Below are 2,002 nucleotides of genomic sequence, written 5' to 3' on the forward strand. Positions count from 1 at the left end.
CTGTACTTTCCGCGATTTTGTGCACCCGAACTATGTAGCCGAGCCGCGTGAGGACGGATGCCTCAAACCGGCGACCTGGGCTCCCATTGCTTGATGACCCGTAGTCCCGCAGGGGGAGCGGGCCACAAGGCCGCGAGGTAGCGGTCGTTGCCCTCGACTCCGGACTCATTGATCGTATCGAACCCTCCGTGGTGCGAACGCACCCGATACCAGCCCGGCTCGACGCTGAAATCGGCGACCGGCCCGCCGGTGCATTCATGAACCTCGAGTTGACCCGTTGGCAGGTGCAGGCTCGCCTCGGCGATGTGGTCCCACCGGTCGGTGTCGCATGGCGGTTCGGCGTCGTGTATCTCGACCTCGACAGCCACGGTCATGTTCCGCTCGGGTTGGATCACGAGCACATGCGGCCCGGTTTTGATCCGGAGCCGCGTATCCTCGTCGGTGTAGTCTTCCGGGGCCTCGGGGTTCATGCCGCGGTCCCAGAGGTAGAACTGATGGTAGTCGGCGAACAGCTCGAACGACTTGTGCTGCGACCGCATGACGGACTCCGCTGGCCCCAAGGAGTCGAGTAGACGGGGGCCGGCCCGACCGGGACGATGGCGGTTACCACACCAGCCTGACACCCCGAGCGGAGCCGGCCCCCGATGACATCCTCGCACCTGCCGCCCGCCTCGTGCCAGTGGTTCTCCTGGCTCGCCGCTGGCTTGGATCGCCGCTCCGCCCCAAGGCTCGCCCTGCTGTTCCTCGGGGCCGTCCTGGCCCGAGGCCGGCGCACCGTCACCACCTGGATCAGGGCGGCCAAGCTCAGCGGGCAATATCAGCGCTGCTACGTCGCCGTTGCGGCCGCCGGCAAGCGGGCCGATCGCATCGCCCGACGCCTGCTGACCGAGGTCGTCCGGCCGCTGCTCAAGGGGGCCACGCGGCTAACCCTCGCCCTGGACGACACCCCGACCAAACGATATGGTCCGCACGTGCAGGGGGCGGGCATCCATCACAGCCCCACCCCCGGCCCGGGCGGCTCGCCCTACGTCTACGGCCACGTCTTCGTCGTCCTGGCCTTGCTCGTGGCCCACCCGGCGTGGGGAGTCGTCGCCCTGCCGCTCTTGGCCCGGCTCTATGTTCGCAAGAAGAACCTGCCGGGCATCGACCCGAAGCACCGGCCGGAGTTCCGCACCAAGCTGGAGCTGGCCATCGAGCTGCTGCGGTGGGCCAAGCCTTGGCTGGGGCTCCTGGGTTTGCCGATCTGGGTGGTAGCCGACGGGGCCTATGCCAGTAGGGAGTTCCTCAAGCCGGCGATGGAACTGGGCATGACCGTCGTCAGCCGGCTCCGCAAGGATGCGGCCCTGCGAACCGTACCCGGCCCCCGGCCGGTGGGCAAGCGTGGCCGTCCCCGCACCTACGGCCCGGATGTGATCGACCTGGACAAGCGGGGCGGCCAGCGACGCGGCTGGTCCACGGAGACGATCACCCTGTATGGGGCTGCCACGGTCAAGAAATACAAGACGTTCCTGGCAACGTGGCGACCGGCCGGTGGAGTGATCCGGGTGGTGCTGGTGGACGAGCCGACCGGCTGGCGGGCCTACTTTTGCACCGACACCGCGGCGAGCGTCGCCGACATCCTGACGACCGTAGCCGACCGGTTCAGCCTGGAGATCGCCTTTCGCGAATGCAAGCAGATCGTGGGGGCCGGCCAGCAGCAGGTGCGGTTCATCTGGGCAAACGTCGGGGCCTTCCATATCTGCCTGTGGACCTACACCATGACCGAGGCGTGGGCCTGGCGCCGTGAGGAGGAGGAGCTGGTCGACCGCTCGGCGTCGCCGTGGGACAAGGCGTCACGGCGGCCGAGCCACGCGGACAAGCGGCGGGCCTGGCGCCGTGAATTGCTGGACGAGGAGATTCGTGCGACTCTACGCCCTGGGGCTACCGAGGCGGAAATTCAGGCCACGGCCGAAAGGCTCCTCAGCCTGGCCGCATGACATATACATTCACCCGGAAAGTACAG

At 67.7% G+C, this 2,002-nt stretch carries 2 protein-coding genes; one reads left to right on the forward strand and one right to left on the reverse strand.

Translation table 11 applies throughout. From position 1 onward, the window contains the following. Nucleotides 1–62: 62 nt before the first annotated feature. Entirely contained in the window at nt 63–539 is a 477-nt protein-coding gene (locus GA615_RS27185; RefSeq protein ID WP_152054493.1) for a hypothetical protein, read from the reverse strand. 105 nt (nt 540–644) lie between these two features. Here GA615_RS27185 and GA615_RS27190 point away from each other — a divergent pair, with 105 nt between their 5' ends. After that, entirely contained in the window at nt 645–1,976 is a 1,332-nt protein-coding gene (locus tag GA615_RS27190; RefSeq protein WP_152054494.1) for an IS701 family transposase, read from the forward strand. Nucleotides 1,977–2,002 lie beyond the last annotated feature (26 nt).

This window comes from Tautonia marina (assembly GCF_009177065.1).
GTDB classification, from domain to species: Bacteria; Planctomycetota; Planctomycetia; order Isosphaerales; family Isosphaeraceae; genus Tautonia; species Tautonia marina.